The following is a 16,031-nucleotide window of genomic DNA, read 5'->3' as shown; positions in this document are numbered from 1 at the left end:
TCCGCAGTTTTATTTTCGGACGACGGATGTGACGGGCACCGTCAAACTTCCGGAGAAGGTGGAGATGGTGATGCCTGGGGACAATATTGGTTTGGAGGTGGAGTTGATCACGCCGATTGCGATGGAGAAAGAACTCCGGTTTGCCATTCGCGAAGGGGGCCGGACGGTGGGTGCGGGGGTGGTCACGGCGATTATTGAATGATGTGCCCGAGTGCCTGGGTGCCAGGGTGCCCGTGTTTACGCGGGAACTCGAGCACTCGAGCACTCAGGAACAGTAGTTAATGGCCGAATACAAAGGACAAAAAGTTCGGATACGGTTAAAGGGTTTCGACCACAAACTACTCGATCAATCCACAACCGAGATCGTGGATACGGCGAGAAGGACGGGGGCGCGGCTTTCGGGCCCCATCCCGCTTCCGACCAAAATTGAGCGCTATACGGTTCTCCGGTCGCCGCATGTCGATAAAAAATCGCGGGAGCAGTTCGAAATCAGGACGCACAAGCGTCTGCTCGACATCCTCGAGCCGACCCAGCAGACGATTGATGCGTTGATGAAGCTCGATCTGTCGGCGGGGGTGGATGTGGAAATCAAAATGGTTTAAAGGGATAAGCGAGCAATCTGGCTTTGCCAGTTGCGAGCGCGGGGTTTGGGGCCATCTGAGGCCCGAAATACATAATGCGAGTAGCAACAAACGGGCCGAAGGGGCCCCAAATATAATGCCCGGACTCATCGGTGAAAAACTGGGAATGACGCAGATATTTACCCCGGACGGAAGCTGGGTGCCGGTGACCGTCCTGGAGGCGGGTCCCTGCACCGTTGTCTTCAAGCGGACGCCGGAAAAGGAGGGATATGCGGCGGTCCAGCTCGGCTACCGCGAAAAACCTTCGGTACAGGTGACCCGGCCGTACGCGGGCCACTTCAAAAAGGCGGGGCAAAAGATTTTCCGGTATTTGCAGGAACTCAAAACCATGCACCTCGATTTTTACAAGCCGGGGGATGTCCTTTCGGTCGGCCAGTTTCAGGTGGGGGACCGGATCGATGTGGCGGGCCGTTCGAAGGGAAAAGGATTTCAGGGGGTGATGAAGCGCCATCATTTTTCCGGAGGCATGGCCTCGCACGGCTGTTCCGTCAGCCACCGCTCCGCCGGCTCCATCGGCCAGCGCACCTATCCGGGAAAAGTTTTCAAGGGGAAGCGGATGGCCGGACAGATGGGAAACAAGAATGTCACCATGAAGAATCTGACCATTGTGGGCATCGAGGCGGACAAGAATCTTCTTTTGGTGAAGGGGGCGGTGCCGGGGGCGAATCATTCGATGGTGACAATTTATCCCAAGGACGAAAGTTTTGAAAAACGCCGGCAAAAGGAGGATGCGGAACCGGCCAAAAAGAATGAAGCCAAGGAAAAGAAATAAATAATATGTCCACGCTTGATATCATTGGTGAAAACAAAAAGAAGGTCGGTTCGGTGGAACTGGCGGACCCCCTTTTGGCCGCAAAGGTGAACAAGGCGGTCTTGTATCAGGCGGTGAAATGGGCTTTAAGCGGGAGGCATCACGGAACGGTCCGTACCAAGACCCGTTCCGAGGTCCTTTTCACCACGAAGAAGGTCTATCGGCAAAAGGGAACCGGCAACGCCCGTCACAGCTCCCGAAAGAGCTCCCCGTTTGTGGGGGGAGGGCGGGTATTCGGCCCCAAGCCGCGCGATTACACGCTTGGCCTCCCCAAAAAAGTAAGAAGGCTCGCCCTTCGCGAGGCGTTAAGGCAGAGGTTGAAGGAATCGCGCGTGACGGTGCTGGACGGATTTCCGCTCAAACAGATAAAAACGAAAGAGGCCCTCAAATTTCTTTCGGGGCTCGATGTGCAGGGGGGCCTGATCGTTCTGGAGGCCCCGCAGGAGTTTGTTCAAAAGTCGGTGCGCAACCTGAAAGGATTCAAAACAATTCTGACCGATCAAATCAACCTGCTGGATTTGCTTTCTTATCCAAAAGTGATCTTTACCAGGGCCTCGTTTGATTCGGTGCAGAAGAGGTATTTGTCGTAATGGACTTATATCAGGTCATAAAAAAACCGTTGGTGACGGAAAAGGCCCTGGGCCTCAAGGAGGAAGGAAACCGGTATGCCTTTGTGGTGGATCTTGGGGCGGATAAGCCTCTGGTCCGTTCGACCGTGGAGAAGCTTTTTAAGGTTCATGTGCTCGACGTGAAAACCGCGGTCATGCGCGGGAAGACCAAAAGAGTCGGCCGGAGCAGTGGGCGGAAGTCCAACTGGAAAAAGGCTTTGGTGAGAATCAAAGAGGGGGAGAAGATTGAATTGTTTGAAGGAGTCTAGAAAAATGTCAAATGTCAAAGTTCAAATGTCAAATTTGACATTTGAAATTTGAAATTTGGAATTGTTTTATGAAGCAGTATCGTCCAACCAGCGCAGGGATCCGGTTCAGAACGACCGACGATTTTTCCGATATCACCAAACGGGAGCCGGAAAAAACGCTGTTGGAATCGCTTTGCCGCCGGGCCGGCCGGAACAACAACGGGCGCATCACCTCCCGCTTTCTCGGAGGGGGGCACAAACGCCGCTACCGGATTGTCGACTTCGCGCGCAACAAACTCGATGTCCCGGCGCTTGTGGCGGCCATCGAATACGACCCCAACCGTTCGGCGCGGCTCGCCCTCCTCCATTACGCCGACGGCGAGAAGCGCTACATCGTGGCGCCAACCGGGATTCAGGTGGGAAGCCGGGTGGTTTCTTCCGACAAGGAAGGGGACATCAATCCCGGTAATGCCCTTTTGATCAAGCATATCCCGGCCGGAACCGGCATCTATAATGTTGAACTCAAGCCGGGGGGCGGGGGGCAGATGGTCCGGAGCGCCGGCACGCTGGCGCAGGTAATGGCGAAGGAGGAAGGCTATGCCCAGGTAAAGCTCCCCTCGGGAGAGGTGCGGCTGGTGGATATCAATTGCCGGGCGACAATTGGGCAGGTGGGGAATCCGGATCACGAAAATATCTCTTTTGGAAAAGCGGGGCGGATTCGGTGGCTGGGGAGGCGTCCGCATAACCGCGGAACGGTGATGAACCCCGTCGATCATCCGCACGGGGGAGGCCACGGCAGGGATCACGGCGGCAGGCACCCGGTCACGCCGTGGGGCAAGCCGACAAAAGGGTTCAAGACGCGAAAGAACAAGCTGACGCAGAAGTATATTGTGGCGGACAGAAGAGCAAAATAGGAGACACATGCCAAGGTCGATTAAAAAAGGCCCGTTTGTCGATGACCATTTAAAGAAAAAAGTGGACGAGATCATCAGGTCGGGGACAAAGAAGGTGATCAAGACTTGGTCGCGCCGCTCGACGATCACCCCCGATTTTGTCGGTCTGACTCTGGCCGTTCACAACGGGCGAAAGTTTATTCCGGTGTTTGTCACCGAAAACATGGTGGGGCACAAGCTGGGGGAATTTTCACCCACCCGCACCTTCACCATGCATTCGGGCGACCGGAAGGTGAAACCCGAAGAGACGGGGGGGCCGGCGCCGGTATCGGCGCCGGGGGCCGCGCCTGCGGCCGCGCCTGCGCCGGCGGCGCCGGCGAAGTAAAAAGCTATGGAAGTTACAGCCACATTCAAGTACATGCGCGTGGGGCCCCGTAAGTTGAGACGGCTTGTCGATCTGGTGCGCGGAAAGCCGGTTTCCGGAGCGTTGGACCTCCTGAAATTTCAGAAACAGCCGCAGGCGGCCAATGTGGGAAAACTGATTCGCTCGGCCTTGGCCAATGCCGGCCAAAAAGGGGGGATCAATCTCGAGGGCCTCGTGGTGAAGGGCATTCAGGTCAATCAGGGGCCGGTCATGAAGCGTTTCATGCCCCGGGCCCGCGGTTCGGCCTCGCGGATTTTAAAAAAAATGTCTCACATGACGGTGGTATTGGGGGAGAAAATGTAATGGGCCAAAAAACGCATCCAATCGGTTTCAGAATCGGCGTGATACGGCCGTGGCTTTCGCGCTGGTATTCCAAAAAGGATTACGCCCGGTGGCTACACGAGGACATCGCATTCCGGAAGATGATCAAGGAGCGCCTTGCCTCCATGGGGGTCTCCAAGATTGAAATCGAGCGGGCCGCCTCGAAGGTGAAAATCAACATTCACACCTCGCGGCCGGGGCTGGTTATCGGCAAAAAGGGGAGCGGCATCGATGCCCTGAAGGCCGATCTGCAGAACCGGACGAAGAACGATGTCTTTTTGAATATTCAGGAAGTCCGCAAGGCCGAAACCGACGCGCAACTCGTGGCCGAAAATATCGCGCTTCAACTGGAGCGCCGGGTGGCCTACCGCAGGGCGATGAAAAAGGCGGTGCAGACGGCGCAGAAATTCGGCGCCAAGGGGATCAAGGTGATGTCGGCCGGACGGCTGGCGGGGAACGAAATCGCCCGGACCGAATGGTATCGCGAAGGACGGGTCCCGTTGCACACCCTGCGCTCCGACATCGATTACGGCCTGGCGGAGGCGCATACGACGTACGGATTGATCGGCGTGAAGGTCTGGATTTACCGGGGGGACGTGGTTATTCAATAGGTCCTATAGGACCTATAGGACCTATATATGTTGATGCCCAAAAAAGTGAAGTACCGGAAGATGCAGAAGGGGCGGGTTCGGGGCCGGGCCTGCCGCGGGATCAATCTTTCGTTCGGCGACTATGGCCTTCAGGTGTTGGAGTCCGGCTGGATCCGGACGCGGCAGATCGAGGCGGGGCGAATCGCCATGACCCGTTTCATCAAGCGGGGGGGGAAGGTGTGGATCCGGATTTTTCCCGACAAGCCGCTCACCAAAAAGCCGCTGGAGACGCGGATGGGGAAAGGAAAAGGGTCTCCGGAGGACTGGGTGGCGCCGGTTCAGGCCGGCCGGATGCTGTTTGAAATGGAAGGGGTGACCCCGGAGGTCGCTCGGGAAGCGCTTTTGCTTGCGGCCCATAAACTGGGTCTCAAGACCAAGATTGTCGAAAGGACCAACTACCGTGACGCCCGGTGAAATTCGTGAAAAAACCGAAACCGAGCGGAAGAAGCTCACCTCCCAGCTTAAGGAGGAGCTTTTTTTTCTGAAGATAAAAAAGGTCACGGGACAGTTGGAGAAGGCGCACCGTCTGCGCGAAATCCGCCGCGATTTGGCGCGGCTGTTTACGATCGAGAGGGAAAAAGTCGAGTAAGTGTCCGGGTGCCTGGGTGCCCGGGTTCCCGTGTAAACACGGGCACTCGGGCACTCGGGCACGGTAGTTATGACATTGAAAAAGAAAAAAGTCGGCGTGGTTTTGTCAAACAAGATGCAAAAGACGGTGGTGGTCGAGGTGGCCCGCCGGATCCAGCACCCTTTTTTCAAGAAATTTTTTCTGAAGCGGAAAAAGTTCAAGGCACACGACGAAAAGGGGGAATGTGGCGTCGGGGACAGGGTGCTGATTTGTGAATGCCGCCCGATAAGCCGCGAGAAGCGCTGGAAAGTGCAACAGGTGCTGGAGAAGGGAATGGCTGTATGATTCAAATGACAACCGTATTGAACTCCGCCGATAATTCGGGTGCGAAGAAACTCTTTTGCATCAAGGTGCTGGGGGGAAGCCGGCGGAGATATGCCACCATCGGGGATATCATTGTCGTGGCGGTGAAAGAGGCGCTTCCCAACGCGAAGGTGAAAAAGGGGGATGTCAAAAAAGGGGTGATTGTCCGCACCAAAAAGGAGCTCCGTCGCCCGGATGGAACCTATATCCGTTTCGACGAGAATTCCGCTGTGCTCATCGATCAGGCGGGCGAGCCGGTCGGCACCCGTATTTTCGGCCCGGTGGCGCGCGAACTGCGGGCAAAAAAATTCATGAAGATTATTTCTCTCGCCCCGGAGGTGCTGTGACTTTATCATTGCGCAAAGACGACACCGTGATGGTGATTGCCGGGAAGGAAAAGGGGAAGACCGGCAAAATCCTGAAAATTCTGGTGGACCGCGACCGCGCCCTGGTGGAAAAGGTCAACCTCGTCAAGCGCCATGCGAAGCCGACAAAGGCCAATCAGCAGGGGGGGATCATGGAAAAAGAGGCGAGCCTTCACCTCTCGAACCTCATGTTCTATTGCCCCAAGTGCGCCAAACCGGCGCGGCTGGGGGTCAAATTTTTAAAGGACGGAAAAAAGGTCCGCATCTGCCGGAAATGCGGCGAGGTTTTGGATAAAGGATAAAGATATGTTGGAGACATTTTATAAAAAAGAGGTGGTGCCAAAGCTCAAAGCGGAATTGGGGCGGGACAATATCATGACGATTCCCCGGTTGTCCAAAATTACGGTAAACACCTGTCTCGCGGAGGCGGTGCAAAACGTGAAGGTCCTGGAGGCGGCGGCAGGGGAACTGGCGCAGATTACGGGGCAGAAGGCCTCCATCCGAAGGGCCAAAAAGGCCATCTCGGCCTTCAAACTGCGGGCCGGCCTCCCCATCGGCGCGATGGTGACCCTCCGGAAGAAAAGAATGTATGAATTTTTCAACCGTCTGGTAAATGTGGCGCTCCCCCGCACCCGCGACTTCAAGGGGCTGTCCCGAAAGGGTTTTGACGGGCGGGGAAACTACACAATGGGCGTTACCGAGCAGATTATTTTTCCGGAAATCTCCCACGAGAGATCCGAAAAGACATGGGGGATGAATGTGACCATTGTCACCACGGCAAAAAACGACGCGGAGGGGGAAAAACTCCTTCGGGCGCTCGGTTTTCCGTTGAGGAATAATTGAGGTTAAAATGGCGAAGACGTCGTTAATGGTCAAGGCAACGAGGAAGCCGAAATTCAGGGCGCGGAGATATAACCGTTGCCCATTGTGCGGCCGGGCCAGGGCCTATATGCGGCGCTTCAACATGTGTCGGCTCTGTTTTCGCAAACTGGCCCTGAAGGGGGAGATTCCCGGCGTGACGAAAGCGAGCTGGTAAAATTATGACTGATCCGATAGCCGATTTGTTAACGCGTATCCGAAACGGCCTCCATGCCCGTCATGAGTCGGTTTCCATTCCGGCATCCATGATGAAGGAACAACTGCTCAAGCTTCTGAAAGAGACCGGCTATATCTCCGGTTACGTCCGCGTGGAGGAGAAACCGCAGGATCGTCTGACCGTGTTCCTGAAATACGGGCCCGACCGGGAATCGGTGATTCGCGAACTGACCCGCGTGAGCCGGCCCGGCCGGCGGGTCTACCGCGGCCATAAAGAAATCAAGCCGTTTCTGCGCGGCATGGGGGTGATCATTCTATCCACCCCAAAGGGAATTTTGACCGATCGCCAGGCCCGAAAGGAAAAGGTCGGCGGCGAAGTTTTGTGTCAGGTTTGGTAAGAAATGCGTGCTTGGGTGCCCGGGTGCCTGCGGGCCCGTGTTTACACGGGAACCCGGGCACACAGGCACTCGGACACGAACGGAAGTTATGTCTAAGACAGGTAAAAAACCGGTGGTGCTTCCCGATAAAGTGAAGGCGCGCATCGATGGGGGCGTTCTGCATGTCGAGGGGCCGCAGGGGAAAGAGGAGGCGGCGGTGAATCCGCATGTCACCGTCGAGGCCGACGCCAAAGAGATTCGCGTCAAACGGGTGGACGATTCGCGGGAGGCGCGGCAGGCGCACGGCCTTTTTCGTTCTCTGGTTTCCAACATGGTAACGGGGGTCTCGCAGGGTTTCAAGAGGGAACTTGAAATACAGGGAATCGGCTACCGGGCCGAGATAAAAGGGAACTCCCTCACGATGGCGCTCGGTTTTTCGCATCCGGTGGAATTTCCAATTCCCGCCGGGTTAAAGGTGGCTGTCGAGAAGCAGACCAAACTGACCCTTACCGGGGCCAGCAAGGCGCTGGTGGGGGAGACGGCGGCCCATATCCGGGGGCTTCGTCCGCCGGAGCCCTATAAGGGGAAAGGGATCAAATATGCCGGCGAGTTGATCCAGCGCAAGGTCGGCAAGGCCGCCGCCGGCGCCACCGGAGCCACAGGTGGCGCAGGCAAGGCGGCGAAATAAAATGAATGCGTGCCTGGGTGCCTGGGTTCCCGCGTAAACACGGGCACTCGGGCACAACACGGAAGTTAATGTCTTTTTCGAAATTAAAACAGCGTCTTCGACGCAAGAGACGGATTCGGAAAAATATTTTCGGAACCCCGGAAAAACCGCGCCTTTCGGTTTACCGGAGCCTTCGTCATGTCTACGCGCAATTAATCGACGACCTGAACACCAAAACGCTGGCGGAGGCCAACTCGCTCAAACTGGGGTTTAAGTCGGGCAACCGCAAGGCGGCAGAGCTGGTTGGGGCCGCAATCGCCCAAAAGGCCAAACAGATGAAGGTTGAAAAGGCGGCCTTCGACCGGAACGGTTTTCTCTATCATGGAGCGGTAAAAGCCTTATCCGATGGGGCGCGAAAAGAGGGACTTAAATTTTAAAATGCGTGCCGGGGTGCCCGGGTACCCGCGTGCCCGCGTGAACACGGGCACTCGGGCACACAGGCACTCGGACACGAACGGAAGTTATGGCTCAAGAATTGGAAAAAGAAAGTGGCCAGGACGGCGGTCTTATCGACCGCGTTGTCCACATCAGCAGAGTCGCCAAGGTGGTGAAAGGGGGGCGCCGTTTCAGCTTTTCGGCCCTCGTCGTTGTGGGTGACGGGAGGGGGAGGGTGGGGTTTGGGCTTGGGAAGGCGGCCGAGGTTCCCGATGCCATCAAAAAGGCCACCGGTCAGGCGCGCAAGCACATGATGGATGTGCCCGTCATCAACGGGACTATCCCGCATGATATCATCGGCCGTTTTGGATCGGCGCGGGTTCTCCTGCGGGCGGCCGGTCCCGGCACGGGGGTCATTGCCGGCGGGGTGGTCCGCGCCGTCGTGGAATCGGCGGGAATCCACAACATTCTCTCCAAGTGCATCGGAACCAGCAATCCGCACAATGTCGTGAAGGCGACCCTCGACGGGCTTTTGGGATTGCTTGTCCCTCCCGGGGCAAAGGGAGGAAAAGGGCCTTCGATGACGGTTGTGGAAGGGGAGGCGGCCCGTGCCTGAATTCTTGAACGAACTCCGTCCCCCCAAAGGGGCCGTTAAGGGAAAAAAACGGGTCGGTCGCGGTGAATCTTCCGGTTGGGGAAAAACGTCCGGACGGGGCAACAAGGGGCAAAAGGCCCGGGCCGGCGGATTTCACAAAAAAGGGTTCGAGGGGGGGCAAATGCCTCTGCAGAGGCGGATCCCCAAGAGAGGTTTTTTCTCGTTTACGCGGCGTGAATTTGCCGTGGTCAATGTCGGCGATCTGGCCCGGTTTCAGGCCAATTCGGAAGTGACGCAGGCGGTTCTGGAAGAAGCGGGGCTGGTTCGCAAGATTCTCGACGGAATAAAAATACTGGGCGGCGGCGAAATCGGCCACCCGCTCACCGTCAAGGCGGACCGTTTTTCGCAAACAGCGAGGCAGAAAATCGAGAAGGCGGGGGGGCAGGCGGTGGTAACGGCGATTATTGAGTGACGTGCCTAGTGCCTATGTGCCCGGGTGCCCGCGTAAACACGGGCACGTGGGCACTCGGGTACTCGGGCACGGTAGTTAAATGGCTGAAGGGGGAATCGGGGGAATCGCCAAAATTCCCGAGTTGCGGAAGCGGATTATTTTCACCGTGATCATGCTCGGGATTTACCGGCTTGGGGTTTTTGTTCCGACCCCCGGCATTGACGTCGAGGCGTTGAAACAGATTTTCGCCAAGGGGACGGTCTTTGACATTTTTAATCTCTTTTCCGGCGGGGCGCTGGAGCAGTTCTCCGTTTTCGCGCTGGGGATCATGCCCTACATCAGCGCCTCCATCATCCTTCAACTGCTGACGGTGTCGATTCCGACCCTGCAAAAGCTTTCGAAGGAGGGGGAGTTTGGGCGGAAAAAAATCACCCAGTACACCCGCTACGGGACGGTGGGTCTTTCGCTCATTCAGGGGTTCGGCATCAGCTACGGCCTGGCAAGCCAGGGGGTGGTCCTTCCGGGGTCCGGCGGCATCGGTTTCTACATGGGGACGATGGTCACGCTCGCCGCCGGCACCGCCTTCATCATGTGGTTGGGCGAACAGATCTCGGAGCGGGGGATCGGAAACGGGATTTCACTCGTTATTTTCGCCGGGATCGTGACCGGCATGCCGGGGGGTTTTCGCGACGCCTGGGGCACGAAGGAGCAGTTCGGCGGCTTTCTGGGTTTTTTGATCCTGCTGATTTTCATGTTCGCCGTCATTTCGGCGATTATCTTTTTCGAACGGAGCCAGCGAAGGATCCCGATCCAGTATGCCAAACGGGTCATCGGGCGCAAACTTTACGGGGGGCAGAGCACGCACCTGCCGCTCAAGCTCAACATGGCGGGGGTGATCCCGCCGATTTTCGCTTCGTCGCTCATTCTGTTTCCGGCGACGATGGCGCAGTTTTGGAAGAACGATTTTATGCAACAGATGGCGGCTCAACTGGCCACGGGATGGTTTCACGATATGCTCTATGTCGGGTTGATTATTTTTTTCTGTTATTTTTACACGGCGGTGACGTTCAATCCGCTGGATGTCTCGGAGAATCTGCAGAAGCACGGGGGATATGTTCCCGGCATCCGCCCCGGAAAGGCGACCTCCGATTTTATCGACGGCTCTTCAAGCGGTACCGTCCGTTCATCCCGATCGTCGAGCGCGCGGCCGGCGGCCTCCTGATCGTGGTGGGGGTGGCGATGGACACCGTGGCGCAGATTGAGGCGCACCTCCTGACGAGGAGCTACGAGGGATTTTTGGGTGGCAAGGGGGGGAAATTTAAAGGGCGTCGGTTCTAATTGAGGGAAATGGTGGGAAATTCGAAATGTCAAAGTTCAAATGTCAAAGGAAGTTCAAAACGACAATGTCAAATTTGACATTTGATTTTTGAAATTTTTTTGAACTTTGAACTTTGAACTTTGTCATTTGAACTTGATTTTATTGGGGCCGCCGGGGGCGGGAAAAGGGACGCAGTCGCAAATGCTCAAGGAGCATTTGAGGATTCCGCAGGTTTCAACCGGCGATATTCTGCGCGAGGCGCGAAAAAACCGGACCCCTTTGGGATTGAAGGCCGAAAGTTATATGACAGCGGGCAAGCTGGCGCCGGACGAGGTGGTCATTGGCATCATCGAGGAAAGGTTGGTTCAGCCCGATTGCAAAAACGGTTGCATTCTCGACGGATTTCCGCGGACGGTGGCGCAGGCGGAGGCGCTAAAAGGGCTCTTCGCAAAAAAGGACAGGCAGATCGACGCGGTCCTGAATTTTACGGTGGCGGATGCGGAGCTTGTCACCCGGCTGACCGGCCGCAGGGTTTGTACCCGTTGCTTTGCTGGCTATCATATCGCGTATTCGCCCCCTGCAAAAGCGGGCATTTGCGACAAATGTGGCGGTGAGGTCATCCAGCGCGATGACGACAAGGAGGAGACGATCCGCAGGCGATTGAATGTTTATCAGACGGAAACGAGGCCGCTTGTCGATTATTACCGGAAGGAAGGGGTCTTGAAGGAAGTGGCGGGAACCGGCTCCCCGGGGGAGATTTTCAAGAGGCTCTTGGGCGCTTTAAAGGTTGCATGATTATTCTGAAATCGAACGACGAGATCCAAAAGATGGAAAGGGCCTCGCGGATCGTCGTTGAGGTTCTTTTAAAATTGAAGGAGGCCTGCGCGCCCGGCATCACGACCGATGACTTGAACCGGATGGCCGATGAACTGATTCGGAGGCTCGGGGGAATTCCCACGTTCATCGGATACCGCGGCTATCCCAAGGCGCTCTGCGCCTCGGTGAATGAGGAGGTGGTGCATGGCATCCCGGGCCGGCGGCGGCTGAAAGAGGGGGATATCATCGGCCTCGACCTGGCGGTGACCCTCGACGGTTTTGTCGGCGATTCAGCCCTGACGGTTCCGGTGGGAAAAATTTCTCCGGAGACTGCGAGGTTGGTCCAGGTGACGCGCGAGGCTCTGCAAAGGGGAGTCGAAATGGTCCGGCCCGGAAAAAGGGTGGGGGACGTCGGTCATGCGGTGCAGTCCCATGCCGAGGCGGAAGGTTTTTCGGTGGTCCGTGATTTTGTGGGGCACGGCATCGGACGAAACATGCATGAAGAGCCGCAGGTTCCCAATTTTGGCAAACCGGGAACGGGAGAGCGCCTTCATGAGGGGGTGGTTTTGGCCGTTGAGCCGATGATCAATGCCGGTTCTCATGAAGTGGAGGTTTTATCCGATGGGTGGACCGTTGTGACAAAGGACCGAAAATGGTCGGCCCATTTTGAACAGACGGTGGCCTGTACGGCGGATGGGCCGAGGGTGCTGACGAGGATTTAAATGCCCAAAGAAGACGCGATTGAGGTGGAAGGAAAGGTTGTCGAGCCGCTCCCGAACGCCATGTTTCGGGTGGAGCTCGAAAACGGCCATCGCGTCCTGGCCCATATCTCCGGAAAGATGAGGATGCATTTTATCAAGATACTCCCGGGGGATAAGGTGAAAGTGGAACTGTCCCCCTACGATTTGAACCGGGGGCGAATTACGTATCGGGCAAAGTAATTATTATGAAAGTCAGATCGTCGGTGAGAAAAATTTGTGACAAATGCAAACTGATTCGCCGGAAGGGGATTGTGCGGGTCATTTGCGTGAATAAGAAACATAAGCAAAAACAGGGGTGAATGGTGAATGGTGAATGGTGAATGGTTTTTTGCCATTAACCATCAACTATCAACCATCAACCGTAGTTAAAATGCCAAGAATAGCAGGGGTGGACATACCGGGAAAAAAGCGCATCGAGGTGGCCCTCACCTACGTCTATGGAATCGGCCTGCCGCGGTCGCGCGACGTGCTGGAAAAGGCGGGGGTGGGGCTCGATACGCGCGCCGAAAAGTTGACCGATGACGAACTGGCCAAAATCCGCTCCGTCATCGACGCCAACCATCAGGTTGAGGGGAATCTGCGCCGCCTCGTTTCGATGAACATCAAGCGGCTGATGGACATCGGCTGTTACCGGGGTCTCCGACACAAAAAGAGCCTGCCGGTCAGGGGTCAGAGGACAAAAACCAACTCGCGGACGCGCAAGGGGCCGAGAAAAACGGTGGCCGGCAAGAAGAGGGCGCCGACGTCGAAATAAGGGTGAATAAAATGGCAAAAGATAAACAAGGTCTGCCGACCATCAGCGCTGAACCGGTTGTCAAGGAAGCGGCGGTCAAAAAGCCGGCCTATAAAAAGAAAAAGAAGGTGCACAAGAACGTCAGCCAGGGGATCATTCATGTTCATGCCACCTTCAACAACACCATTATCACCATCACCGATCCCCGCGGCAACACCCTTTCGTGGGCCTCGGCGGGGAGCAAGGGCTTCAAGGGTTCCCGCAAATCCACCCCTTTTGCGGCCCAGCTGGCGGCGGAGGAGGCCGCCAGACGCGCGATGGAGCACGGGTTAAGGACGGCGGTCGCCTATGTGAAGGGGCCGGGCGGGGGGCGCGAGGCGGCCTTAAGGGCCATGTCGTCGGCCGGAATCCGGGTGACAAGGATCGAGGATGTCACCCCCATTCCGCACAACGGGTGCCGCCCGCCGAAGAGGAGGAGAGTGTAATGGCTCGTTATATACAATCTGTTTGTCGCCTCTGTCGGCGTGAAGGCCTCAAACTGTTCCTCAAGGGGGACCGTTGTTATTCCGACAAATGCGCCATCGAGCGCCGCGAATACGGCCCCGGCCAGCATGGGCAGGGGCGCAGGACCAAGCGTTCGGAATTCGGCGTGCAACTGCGCGAAAAGCAGAAGGTGCGCCAGATTTACGGCCTGCTGGAGCGGCAGTTTGCCAAGACCTTTGCCGGCGCCGAGCGGATGAAGGGGGTCACGGGCGACAACCTCATCAAAATCCTCGAGGCCCGCCTCGACAACATGGTCTACCGGATGGGTTTTGCCAATTCGAGAAACGAGGCGCGCATGCTGATCACGCAAAGCCATTTTCTGGTGAACAATAAAAAGGTGACGATTCCCTCCGCGACGCTCAAGGCGGGAGATGTGGTGGCCGTGAAGGAAAAAAGCCGCCGGATGGCCCGGATTGTCGGGGCGCTGGAGGCCAGCGAGCGTAGAGGCATTCCGGAATGGCTGGAGGTCGATAGGCCAAAATTCGAGGCGAAGGTGCGCATGCTCCCCGCGCGCGAGCAGATCACCATGCCGATCGATGAACATTTGATTGTGGAATATTATTCAAAATGAGGGTTCCCGGGCCGCGCCGCCAGTGGCGGATGAAGCGGCCTGGGAGCGGAGCTTGTAGAAGCAAAAAAGAAACTTATTTCAACGCGAAATTAACATATGCGGAGGCAACATGACCCTTATCTATAAAAACTGGCGGAATCTCATCAAGCCCAAATTTCTCGAGATCGAGCCCGAAACCCATTCGGCGGTTTACGGCCGATTTATCGCGAGGCCCCTGGAGCGGGGATTCGGGTTGACCCTGGGGAATGCGCTTCGGAGAATTCTCCTTTCGTCCCTTCAGGGGGCCTCGATCATCTCGGTTAAAATGGATGGCGTCCTTCACGAATTTTCCACCATTCCGGGGGTGAAGGAGGATGTGACCAACATCATCCTGAATTTAAAGGAGCTGAAGCTCAAGCTCCTGACCGGAGAATCGGCCGTAATGAGCCTCAAGGCCTCGCGCCCCGGACTCATTACCGCCAAGGAGATCGAAACGGGGGGGCATGTCGAGATTTTAAACCCCGATCACCCCATCGCCGTGCTGGGGGAGGACGGCAAGCTTTCCATGGAAATGGCGGTGAAGATAGGCAAGGGGTACGAACTCGCGGAACAGCACAAAAACCCGGATGCGCCGGTGGGGACCATTTTTGTCGACTCCAAATTTTCACCGATCGGACGGGTCAATTACACCGTCACCAACGCCCGTGTCGGCCAGGCCACCGACTACGACCGCTTGACGCTCGAGGTTTGGACCAACGGTTCAGTCCTGCCGGAGGATGCGGTCGCCTTTTCGGCCAAAATTCTCAAAGACCAGCTTCAGGTTTTTATCAATTTTGAAGAGGGGCTGGAGCCGGATATCATCGAAGAGCCGAAGGAAACAACGAGGACGAACGAAAACCTGAACCGGCGGGTGGAGGAACTGGAACTCTCGGTCCGTTCGGCCAACTGCCTGCAAAACGCAAACATCAAGTACATCGGCGAGCTGGTGCAGAAATCCGAATCCGAGATGTTGAAGACCAAGAATTTCGGGCGCAAGTCGTTGAACGAAATCAAGGAAATTCTGGCCGAGATGGGGCTCTCGCTGGGCATGAAAATCGAGGGATGGGAGCCCCCCGCGGATGAGCAGACGACACAGATGGAAGAGGTGATCTAGGGGTTAGGGTTTAGCCACTGGGGTCCAGGGTAAAAACAGTGGTTACCCTAGGCCCTAAGCCCTAGACCCTGTATTATATGAGGCATCAAGTCGCGGGTCGAAAACTGGGAAAAACATCGAGCCACCGGTGGGCCATGTTTCGCAACATGGCCACCTCGTTGGTGACACACGAGCGGATCGAAACCACTTTGCACAAGGCCAAGGAACTTCGCTCGATCGCGGATCATATGATCACACTCGGGAAGCGGGGCGACCTCCATGCGCGCCGTCAAGCGCTTTCCTTTATCCGATCCCCCCTGGTGGTCGACAAAATATTTTCTGATCTGGCCCTCCGCTTTAAAGAACGGAACGGCGGCTACACCCGCGTTCTTCATCTGGGGGAACGGGCCGGCGATTCCGCCCCCATGGCGCTCATTGAATATCTCCCCGGCGAAGGGGCCGCGCAGGCAGAGGCGCCCCAAGCCAGGAAAGGGGAGAAAAAACCCGCCACGCGGCAAGCCGCCGTCAAAAAATCCCCCAAGGGGCCGGCGCCCAAAGCGGAAAAGAAAGAGTCCAAAAGAGCGGAGGTCAAGGCCGACAAGAAAACCGAAAAGGAGGCCTTGAAAGCGAAAAAGAAGGAAGAAAAAGCCAAAAGGAAAGAAGAGAAGGCCAAAAAGAAGGAAGAAAAAAAGGCGGCCAAAAAAGAGGCAAGGAAGAAATCAAAGT

General features: G+C 56.4%; 30 protein-coding genes and 1 pseudogene. All 31 read left to right on the top strand.

What is annotated here, in order from left to right:
* Window positions 1–202, top strand: a 202-nt coding sequence (tuf, locus tag HYU99_11235) for an elongation factor Tu (GenBank protein ID MBI2340917.1), incomplete at its 5' end; no start/stop codon positions are given.
* Between the two features lie 79 nt (window positions 203–281).
* A complete protein-coding gene (gene rpsJ, locus HYU99_11230; protein MBI2340916.1) occupies window positions 282–602 on the top strand; it encodes a 30S ribosomal protein S10 in 321 nt (106 codons plus the stop codon).
* 115 nt (window positions 603–717) lie between these two features.
* On the top strand, window positions 718–1,413 hold the full coding sequence (gene rplC / locus HYU99_11225; GenBank protein ID MBI2340915.1) for a 50S ribosomal protein L3: 696 nt from the start codon (window positions 718–720) through the stop codon (window positions 1,411–1,413).
* A gap of 5 nt (window positions 1,414–1,418) precedes the next feature.
* Window positions 1,419–2,042: a 50S ribosomal protein L4 gene (gene rplD / locus HYU99_11220; protein MBI2340914.1), complete on the top strand. Its 624-nt coding sequence runs from the start codon at window positions 1,419–1,421 to the stop codon at window positions 2,040–2,042.
* A complete protein-coding gene (locus HYU99_11215) occupies window positions 2,042–2,329 on the top strand; it encodes a 50S ribosomal protein L23 (protein MBI2340913.1) in 288 nt (95 codons plus the stop codon). The genes rplD and HYU99_11215 overlap by 1 nt, the downstream gene beginning before the upstream one ends.
* A 68-nt stretch (window positions 2,330–2,397) precedes the next feature.
* Complete coding sequence (gene rplB, locus HYU99_11210) at window positions 2,398–3,222, top strand: 50S ribosomal protein L2 (GenBank protein ID MBI2340912.1); 825 nt, start codon at window positions 2,398–2,400, stop codon at window positions 3,220–3,222.
* Window positions 3,223–3,229: 7 nt separating this feature from the next.
* Window positions 3,230–3,586, top strand: a complete 357-nt coding sequence (gene rpsS, locus HYU99_11205; GenBank protein MBI2340911.1) for a 30S ribosomal protein S19 — start codon at window positions 3,230–3,232, stop codon at window positions 3,584–3,586.
* Window positions 3,587–3,592: 6 nt separating this feature from the next.
* Window positions 3,593–3,928: a 50S ribosomal protein L22 gene (gene rplV / locus HYU99_11200; protein MBI2340910.1), complete on the top strand. Its 336-nt coding sequence runs from the start codon at window positions 3,593–3,595 to the stop codon at window positions 3,926–3,928.
* Window positions 3,928–4,557 carry a 30S ribosomal protein S3 gene (rpsC, locus tag HYU99_11195; protein ID MBI2340909.1) on the top strand — a complete coding sequence of 210 codons (630 nt, stop codon included), beginning with the start codon at window positions 3,928–3,930 and terminating at the stop codon, window positions 4,555–4,557. The genes rplV and rpsC overlap by 1 nt, the downstream gene beginning before the upstream one ends.
* A gap of 27 nt (window positions 4,558–4,584) precedes the next feature.
* Window positions 4,585–5,010 carry a 50S ribosomal protein L16 gene (gene rplP / locus HYU99_11190; GenBank protein MBI2340908.1) on the top strand — a complete coding sequence of 142 codons (426 nt, stop codon included), beginning with the start codon at window positions 4,585–4,587 and terminating at the stop codon, window positions 5,008–5,010.
* Entirely contained in the window at window positions 4,997–5,185 is a 189-nt protein-coding gene (gene rpmC, locus HYU99_11185; GenBank protein MBI2340907.1) for a 50S ribosomal protein L29, read from the top strand. Before rplP ends, rpmC begins: the two co-directional genes overlap by 14 nt.
* Window positions 5,186–5,254: 69 nt before the next feature.
* Window positions 5,255–5,509 carry a 30S ribosomal protein S17 gene (gene rpsQ / locus HYU99_11180; GenBank protein MBI2340906.1) on the top strand — a complete coding sequence of 85 codons (255 nt, stop codon included), beginning with the start codon at window positions 5,255–5,257 and terminating at the stop codon, window positions 5,507–5,509.
* Window positions 5,506–5,874 (top strand): 50S ribosomal protein L14, encoded by a 369-nt coding sequence (rplN, locus tag HYU99_11175; protein MBI2340905.1) that lies wholly within the window; start codon window positions 5,506–5,508, stop codon window positions 5,872–5,874. Before rpsQ ends, rplN begins: the two co-directional genes overlap by 4 nt.
* Window positions 5,875–5,903: 29 nt before the next feature.
* Window positions 5,904–6,194 carry a 50S ribosomal protein L24 gene (locus HYU99_11170; protein MBI2340904.1) on the top strand — a complete coding sequence of 97 codons (291 nt, stop codon included), beginning with the start codon at window positions 5,904–5,906 and terminating at the stop codon, window positions 6,192–6,194.
* Between the two features lie 4 nt (window positions 6,195–6,198).
* Window positions 6,199–6,735, top strand: coding sequence for a 50S ribosomal protein L5 (gene rplE / locus HYU99_11165; protein ID MBI2340903.1), 537 nt, complete (start codon window positions 6,199–6,201; stop codon window positions 6,733–6,735).
* A gap of 7 nt (window positions 6,736–6,742) precedes the next feature.
* On the top strand, window positions 6,743–6,928 hold the full coding sequence (locus HYU99_11160; GenBank protein ID MBI2340902.1) for a type Z 30S ribosomal protein S14: 186 nt from the start codon (window positions 6,743–6,745) through the stop codon (window positions 6,926–6,928).
* A gap of 4 nt (window positions 6,929–6,932) precedes the next feature.
* A complete protein-coding gene (gene rpsH, locus HYU99_11155; protein ID MBI2340901.1) occupies window positions 6,933–7,325 on the top strand; it encodes a 30S ribosomal protein S8 in 393 nt (130 codons plus the stop codon).
* Window positions 7,326–7,413: 88 nt separating this feature from the next.
* On the top strand, window positions 7,414–7,992 hold the full coding sequence (gene rplF, locus HYU99_11150) for a 50S ribosomal protein L6 (GenBank protein MBI2340900.1): 579 nt from the start codon (window positions 7,414–7,416) through the stop codon (window positions 7,990–7,992).
* Between the two features lie 68 nt (window positions 7,993–8,060).
* Window positions 8,061–8,408 carry a 50S ribosomal protein L18 gene (locus HYU99_11145; GenBank protein ID MBI2340899.1) on the top strand — a complete coding sequence of 116 codons (348 nt, stop codon included), beginning with the start codon at window positions 8,061–8,063 and terminating at the stop codon, window positions 8,406–8,408.
* Window positions 8,409–8,494: 86 nt separating this feature from the next.
* On the top strand, window positions 8,495–9,022 hold the full coding sequence (gene rpsE, locus HYU99_11140; protein ID MBI2340898.1) for a 30S ribosomal protein S5: 528 nt from the start codon (window positions 8,495–8,497) through the stop codon (window positions 9,020–9,022).
* 4 nt (window positions 9,023–9,026) lie between these two features.
* Window positions 9,027–9,473: a 50S ribosomal protein L15 gene (rplO, locus tag HYU99_11135; GenBank protein MBI2340897.1), complete on the top strand. Its 447-nt coding sequence runs from the start codon at window positions 9,027–9,029 to the stop codon at window positions 9,471–9,473.
* Window positions 9,474–9,552: 79 nt separating this feature from the next.
* Window positions 9,553–10,790 (top strand): annotated as a pseudogene (gene secY / locus HYU99_11130) (preprotein translocase subunit SecY).
* Between the two features lie 127 nt (window positions 10,791–10,917).
* Window positions 10,918–11,565, top strand: coding sequence for an adenylate kinase (locus HYU99_11125; protein MBI2340896.1), 648 nt, complete (start codon window positions 10,918–10,920; stop codon window positions 11,563–11,565).
* Window positions 11,562–12,308 (top strand): type I methionyl aminopeptidase, encoded by a 747-nt coding sequence (gene map / locus HYU99_11120; GenBank protein ID MBI2340895.1) that lies wholly within the window; start codon window positions 11,562–11,564, stop codon window positions 12,306–12,308. Before HYU99_11125 ends, map begins: the two co-directional genes overlap by 4 nt.
* A complete protein-coding gene (gene infA, locus HYU99_11115) occupies window positions 12,309–12,527 on the top strand; it encodes a translation initiation factor IF-1 (GenBank protein ID MBI2340894.1) in 219 nt (72 codons plus the stop codon). It begins immediately after the preceding gene.
* 5 nt (window positions 12,528–12,532) lie between these two features.
* Window positions 12,533–12,646, top strand: coding sequence for a 50S ribosomal protein L36 (rpmJ, locus tag HYU99_11110; GenBank protein MBI2340893.1), 114 nt, complete (start codon window positions 12,533–12,535; stop codon window positions 12,644–12,646).
* A gap of 71 nt (window positions 12,647–12,717) precedes the next feature.
* On the top strand, window positions 12,718–13,101 hold the full coding sequence (rpsM, locus tag HYU99_11105; protein MBI2340892.1) for a 30S ribosomal protein S13: 384 nt from the start codon (window positions 12,718–12,720) through the stop codon (window positions 13,099–13,101).
* A gap of 11 nt (window positions 13,102–13,112) precedes the next feature.
* Window positions 13,113–13,565: a 30S ribosomal protein S11 gene (rpsK, locus tag HYU99_11100; GenBank protein MBI2340891.1), complete on the top strand. Its 453-nt coding sequence runs from the start codon at window positions 13,113–13,115 to the stop codon at window positions 13,563–13,565.
* Window positions 13,565–14,194, top strand: coding sequence for a 30S ribosomal protein S4 (rpsD, locus tag HYU99_11095; protein ID MBI2340890.1), 630 nt, complete (start codon window positions 13,565–13,567; stop codon window positions 14,192–14,194). Before rpsK ends, rpsD begins: the two co-directional genes overlap by 1 nt.
* Before the next feature lie 109 nt (window positions 14,195–14,303).
* A complete protein-coding gene (locus HYU99_11090) occupies window positions 14,304–15,326 on the top strand; it encodes a DNA-directed RNA polymerase subunit alpha (GenBank protein ID MBI2340889.1) in 1,023 nt (340 codons plus the stop codon).
* Window positions 15,327–15,403: 77 nt separating this feature from the next.
* A partial coding sequence (rplQ, locus tag HYU99_11085) for a 50S ribosomal protein L17 (protein ID MBI2340888.1) occupies window positions 15,404–16,031 on the top strand: 628 nt, incomplete at its 3' end.

Source organism: Deltaproteobacteria bacterium, from assembly GCA_016183175.1.
Classification (GTDB): domain Bacteria; phylum UBA10199; class UBA10199; order UBA10199; family SBBF01; genus JACPFC01.
Note: the sequence above shows the minus strand (reverse complement) of the source record. Positions and strands in the feature narration are given on the sequence as shown.